Genomic DNA, 1,311 nt, shown 5'->3' on the forward strand with positions numbered 1-1,311 from the left:
CGCCGCCACCGTGCTCGTGACGACGGCCCCTGTGGTGTCCGTGCTGACGGCCGGGGCGGCCGCCTCGCCGGGGATGTCCGCCCCGGCCCGGTGTCGCCGACGGGCCGAAGTCGCCCGGCCCGTATGTGTCGTCGATGTTCATCGCGACTCCTTCCGATCTGGGGTGCCTGGTTGGCCCCCGTCTGTCTAGAAGTATCCGCGCCATTCTCAAGAATGTCAACGACATATCGATAACTGACGGTTGCGTCGAGTGGTCCACCGGTCAGGCAAGATAAGAATCAATGCGGGGAACACTCAGGTGCGCCCACGCGTTGACCCAGTACGAGTGATTCGTCGGTGACCCGGCGGGGACTCTCGCTACACGACCTTCCCCGACAATCCGAAGGGACCTCGATGCGCAGCAGTAGCAATCCGGTCTTCAGCTCTCTGTCCCAGGACAGCGCGCGTGGCGCCACCCACCTCGGTGGCGCGGGCCGTGCCACCTTCCAGCAGGGCCAGTACGGCCACCAGGGCTTCGGTGCCCAGGCCGGGTACGGTGCGCCCCAGGCCCATCCGCAGTTCGAGGCGGACACGCGGCCCATGACGATCGACGACGTCGTCACCAAGACCGCCATGACGCTGGGCCTGCTCAGCATCGTGGGCGTGATCGCGTTCTACATGATCAGCGTCAACCCCGGTCTGCTCTTCCCGTTGCTGCTCGTCGGCGGTATCGGTGGCCTCGTCGTGGTGCTCATCGCCACCTTCGGCCGGAAGATGGACTCCGCTCCGATCACCCTGACCTACGGTGCGCTCGAGGGGTTGTTCGTCGGCGCGGCCACGTACCTGTTCACCGCCGACATCCAGGGCGGTGGCGTCCTCGGTGCGGTCGGCGCCGCGATCCTCGGCACCATCGGTGTGTTCGTGGGCATGCTGTTCGTCTACAAGACCGGCGCCGTTCGCGTGACCCCCAAGTTCACGCGCTTCCTCACCGCCGCCATCGTGGGCGTGCTGTTCGCGGCACTCGGCAGCATCGTGCTCAGCTTCTTCACCGGCGGCTCGAATCCGCTCTACAACGGTGGCCCGATCGCGATCGCCTTCTGTCTCCTGTGCATCGGCCTCGCCGCGTTCAGCTTCCTGCTCGACTTCGACAACGCCGACCGCCTCGTTCGTGCCGGTGCCCCCAACAAGATGGCGTGGGGCGTCGCGCTCGGCCTGACCGTCACCCTGGTCTGGCTGTACATCGAGATCCTGCGCCTGATGAGCTACTTCCGCGACTGATCAGCGCGAGCGGTAGCGCCTGCGGCCCCGGCTCCCGACTCGGGAGCCGGGGCC

1 protein-coding gene is annotated in these 1,311 nt (G+C 66.9%); it reads left to right on the forward strand.

What is annotated here, in order from left to right; genetic code table 11:
• Positions 1-393: 393 nt before the first annotated feature.
• Positions 394-1,257, forward strand: coding sequence for a Bax inhibitor-1/YccA family protein (locus G6026_RS15990; protein WP_107756860.1), 864 nt, complete (start codon positions 394-396; stop codon positions 1,255-1,257).
• Positions 1,258-1,311 lie beyond the last annotated feature (54 nt).

The sequence above is a fragment of the Dietzia sp. DQ11-38-2 genome, from assembly GCF_014145055.1.
GTDB lineage: Bacteria > Actinomycetota > Actinomycetes > Mycobacteriales > Mycobacteriaceae > Dietzia.

Bases quoted from the DNA above. Each gene is read 5' to 3' on its own strand.
- G6026_RS15990 (WP_107756860.1), top strand. From the start codon at position 394: ATGCGCAGCAGTAGCAATCCGGTCTTCAGCTCTCTGTCCCAGGACAGC.